The organism is Moorena sp. SIO4E2, assembly GCF_010671945.1.
Lineage (GTDB): Bacteria > Cyanobacteriota > Cyanobacteriia > Cyanobacteriales > Coleofasciculaceae > Moorena > Moorena producens.
On sequence record NZ_JAAHIE010000552.1, the window covers coordinates 1 to 4,538 of the forward strand.

3 protein-coding genes and 2 pseudogenes are annotated in these 4,538 nt (G+C 44.4%); 4 read left to right on the forward strand and 1 reads right to left on the reverse strand.

Annotation, left to right across the window (positions count from 1 at the left end):
• Positions 1-1,781 (forward strand): WD40 repeat domain-containing protein (locus F6K37_RS32790; RefSeq protein WP_287254836.1); only part of this gene is annotated, 1,781 nt, incomplete at its 5' end.
• A 140-nt stretch (positions 1,782-1,921) separates the two neighbouring features.
• On the opposite strand, the gene F6K37_RS32795 is transcribed toward F6K37_RS32790, so the two are convergent.
• On the reverse strand, positions 1,922-2,860 hold the full coding sequence (locus tag F6K37_RS32795) for a CBM96 family carbohydrate-binding protein (protein ID WP_137985426.1): 939 nt from the start codon (positions 2,858-2,860) through the stop codon (positions 1,922-1,924).
• Positions 2,861-3,087: 227 nt separating this feature from the next.
• On the opposite strand from F6K37_RS32795, the gene F6K37_RS32800 reads away from it, so the two are divergent.
• From F6K37_RS32800 to F6K37_RS32810, 3 genes and pseudogenes are all read left to right on the forward strand, one after another.
• The gene (locus tag F6K37_RS32800) at positions 3,088-3,855 is read left to right on the forward strand and encodes a DUF4058 family protein (protein WP_071104053.1); all 768 of its coding nucleotides are present in this window, start codon (positions 3,088-3,090) and stop codon (positions 3,853-3,855) included.
• A 340-nt stretch (positions 3,856-4,195) separates the two neighbouring features.
• Positions 4,196-4,414: pseudogene (locus tag F6K37_RS32805) on the forward strand (IS630 family transposase); the annotation flags it as partial.
• Positions 4,353-4,538: pseudogene (locus tag F6K37_RS32810) on the forward strand (hypothetical protein); the annotation flags it as partial. The pseudogenes F6K37_RS32805 and F6K37_RS32810, both read left to right, overlap by 62 nt.

A 4,538-nucleotide genomic window follows, 5' to 3' on the forward strand; every position in this document is an offset into this window, starting at 1 on the left:
TTCGCCTATGGCATGTGCAAACTGGTAAACTACTGGTAATCTGTGAGGGTCACACTAATTGGGTACGCTCTGTTGCGTTTAGTCGGGATGGTAAAACCTTAGCCAGTGGTAGTGCTGACCATACCGTCAAGTTATGGCAAGTCAGTGATGGCAGCTGCTTGCAAACTTGTACTGGACATACTGATGAAGTGTTCTCAGTTGCTTTTAATCCTCAAGGTAATACCCTGATTAGTGGTAGTAGCGACCACACCGTAATACTCTGGGATGGTGACACGGGTCAATGCCTCAACAGGTTTACTGGACATACCGGTTGTGTGAGATCAGTTGCGTTTAGTACTGATGGCAAAACCCTAGCCAGTGGCAGTGATGACCACACTGTAATACTCTGGGATGCTAGCACTGGTAGTTGGGTTAGAACTTGTACTGGACATACCAGTGGAGTACGCTCAGTTGCTTTTAGCACTGACGGCAACACCCTAGCCAGTGGCAGTAATGACCACACTGTCAGACTTTGGAATGCTAGGACTGGTAGCTGTGTTAGTACTCACACCGGACATAGTAGTGGAGTCTACTCAGTGGCTTTTAGCACTGATGGCAAAACCCTAGCTACTGGTAGTGGCGACCATACTGTCAGGCTATGGGATTACCACACTGGTATTTGCCTGAAAACCTTGCATGGACATACTAATCAGATCTTTTCTGTGGCGTTTAGTCCTGAAGGTAACACCCTAGTCTGTGTGAGTTTAGATCAAACTGTCAGACTTTGGGATTGGGGCACTGGTCAATGCTTGAAAACTTGGCAGGGACATACTGATTGGGTATTTCCAGTGGCTTTCAGTCCTGATGGTAAAACCTTGGCAAGTGGCAGTAACGACAATACAGTCAGACTATGGGATTATCATAGCGATCGCTGTATCAGTATTTTGCACGGACATACTGCTCACGTGTGTTCAGTGGCCTTTAGTAGTGACGGTAAAACCGTAGCTAGTAGCAGTAGAGACGAAACTATCAGGCTTTGGGATATCAAGACGGGAAAATGCTTAAGGATTTTGCACGGACATACTGATTGGATCTATTCCGTCACTTTCAGCGGTGATGGGAAAACCCTAGCCAGTGGCAGTGCTGACCAAACGGTGAGGCTTTGGGATGAGCGTACTGGTGACTGCGTCAGCACTTTGGAAGGACATACTAATCAGATCTGGTCAGTGGCTTTCAGTAGTGATGGTAAAACCTTGGCCAGTAGCAATACTGACCAAACGGTGAGGCTGTGGGATGTTAGCACAGGGGAATGCTTGAAAACGTTACAGGGACATGGTAATCGGGTCAAATCCGTCGCTTTCAGTCCTAAGGATAATATCCTGGCCAGTTGTAGTACAGACGAAACGATACGCCTCTGGGATTTGAGTACGGGTGAATGCTCTAAACTATTACGGGGACACAACAATTGGGTCTTTTCCGTGGCATTCAGTCCCGATGGCAACACTATCGCTAGCGGCTCTCACGACCAAACTGTCAAGGTGTGGGATGTTTCGACAGGGGAGTGCCGCCACACTTGCACCGGACATACCCATCTGGTCTCTTCTGTTGCCTTTAGTGGGGATGGTCAAATTATAGCTAGTGGCTCTCAAGACCAAACGGTGAGGCTTTGGGACACTAAGACGGGGAAGTGCCTGAAAATTCTCAGAGCTCCCAGACTCTACGAAGCGATGAATATCACTGGAGTGACAGGATTAACTGAGGCACAGAAAGCAACCCTGAAACAGTTGGGTGCGATCGCATAAATAGGCAATGCCATTAATTGTGCCTAGGTACTTACTTTGAAATTCCGAATGTGAGCCGAAACCCAATCCTCCTGCTGAGAATTGGGATTGGTTTCAATAAGAGCGATCTAGAACATTGCTAAGTCGTGGAGGACTAAAGGTTATGGAGCTTTGGCATGGGGCAGACTGGTGCAAGCAAGACCATCTTTGTTCCCATCTAGACGGAAACGATCATCTCCAAAGTAGTTAAACACAGCCTGTGCCTCTTCCTGAGTCTTAAAATCCGAGCAGTTACAATCGGAATTCACACAATCGGGAAGCTCAAAAAGATTGGCTGTATCAGTTTCAGGCTTGCTTTGAACAGCAGGTTTCAGAGTAGCCATTAGTGTAGGAGGGCTATACTCAGTGCTTTCTTTAGACGCAAAAACGATATAGGCATCTGGGGCTTTATATTCTGCACGATTGATCAGAATAGTCACTATGTCATCAGTATCACCTTTGATGAAATCTAGTAACTCAGGTGAGTTAAAGCTAAAAGAATCTCCTGTCGCTATAGAAGCTGCAGGGAGTTTCCCTAAGTAAGTTGTTTGGTTTGAGAGAAATAAATTGGTAGAGTAAGTATCATTACCCGGCGCGTTATTCCAAGTGGTTTTGGTTTCAGACCAATTTTCGTCTACTCCATCATTCAAGCCATAAAACTCAATAGATCCTTTGGTGTTGGGAAGGTTTATCGTACTCAAATTCAGGCTCACATCATCAATACCATCATTCAGCTCACTGAGATCAAATCGGAGGTAAGTTTTGCGGCTATAAGAGACGGTGTTATCAAGCTTGACGACTAATTTACCGTTTGTTCCATTATTCTTACTAGAGTAGGAACCACCTCGGATAAAGGTGTCTGCTCCATTGCCCGCTGCTGTAGTAATTAGTTGAAGATTGCCAGTGATTGGTGCTACTTGGGGGTTTTCTACATTTTGTATGCTCTCGCTTTCAGCGTTAACCATGGCTTGGCTTGGAGCGGGGAAGAGCATCACGGAAGGAATTATCAAAACCGCGCTCAGCAGAAAAGCCCATAGACTTCTGAGAGATAATGGTACCATGTTACGTTGTTGTAATTGCGTTAACAATAATGGTGCATCTATACTATAGAGCAATCCTGGGGGGCGACATGTAAGCTGAAATCCTTAGAGCTAATTTATAGCGTAAATCTTAAGAGCTCAAATCCTTACCCAAAATCCCTCTGTACTTGATTAACTCTTGCCTCTAGCATGCATGCCTCTTGCCTTTCCTTAAGGAAGTATGTTCACAACTCAAATCAAAATGCTATATGCCTAACCCATTTCCAGGGATGAATCCCTACCTTGAACAACCGGAATATTGGTCGGATTTCCACAATCAATTGCTGGCAGCTTTGGCTAGAGCATTAATTCCTAAACTGCTACCTAAATATCGGGTGGTTACCGATAAGTGGGTTTATAAGATTGCTGGCTCAACGAAGATTGCCATTGGTAGACCAGATGTTACGGTTCAACAAAGCCGAGATGCTTCAGTCGCAATGGCTACAGCAGTTGCGGTATCTGAACCGTCAGTTCAACCGATTAAGGTAGCTGTTCCTTTACGAGAAGAAGTGCGACAATCCTACATCGAGGTTAAAGATGTAGCCACCAAGGAAGTGGTAACAGCGATTGAAGTGATCTCCCCTGCCAATAAACGAGGAGAAGGGCGTCTTAAATACGAAGCCAAACGCCAGCAGATTTTGGAGAGTATGACTCATCTGGTAGAAATTGACCTGTTGCGAGATGGGGAACCCTTGCCTGTTTCTAACAGCAGTAATCCGAGTCATTATCGGATATTAGTCAGTCGTTCTAATACCCGTCCCACTGCTGACTTGTACCTTTTTAATTTAAGCGATCGCATTCCCTATTTTCGGCTTCCCCTGCTTCCTGGGGATACGGAACCAATGGTAGAATTACAGACATTGGTGGATCAGCTGTATGACCAGTTAGGCTACGAGTATTTTATTGACTATAGCACCAGTCCGCCATTCCCTTGGTCGGAGGATGATGTGGCATCTTGGGTAGGAGATCGTCGATAAAATTTGTGAATCAGGACAAAAATAAGTTCTCGACTGTATCAAGCCATAGCTCATTAGCCTCAAAATATAGTAAGCTTTTTAGAGCCCATGTCGCCCCTAAAGCTATCTAAGTCTTAAAAGCGCTTCCCCAACATAAGAATCTGTTGGGTATTTCTTGCTAGTTCAGTCCCATCACCATTACGCCAGTATAGATCTTCTCCAACATATGATATAGCAGTCGAAGCAAAGCTTAGGACATAATAGTCAAAAAGCTAAATAGCCAGGATTTGTTAATAAATTAATCAAATGCCAGTTCCTTACAGTTTTAATAAAAAAAGTGATTAGTGCTATCGACGATGGCATGGTAAAAACTCAAGCTAGTCGTTTATTTAAAATTAGCCGAAATACAATTGATATCTGGTGAAAAAAGAGAAATGAAACAGGATATTATAGGCCAAAAGAGGGTTATCAAAAGGGATATAATCCGAAAATAGCTGATTTGGAGAGATTTAGTAAATTTGTCCAATCTCATGGTAGCTCAACTCAGAATGAAATGGCAGAAGCATGGTCAGAAAAGATGTAAGTATTCAGCTATCAGCTATCAGCTATCAGCTATCAGCTATCAGCTAATGCGCACGCTACTTGAGGTGCTACAGATGGTGCTTTTGAATAAGCGATGCAGAGGTGCGACCCGTGGCGAATTT

Bases quoted from the DNA above. Each gene is read 5' to 3' on its own strand.
- F6K37_RS32795 (WP_137985426.1), bottom strand. From the start codon at position 2,860: ATGGTACCATTATCTCTCAGAAGTCTATGGGCTTTTCTGCTGAGCGCG.
- F6K37_RS32800 (WP_071104053.1), top strand. From the start codon at position 3,088: ATGCCTAACCCATTTCCAGGGATGAATCCCTACCTTGAACAACCGGAA.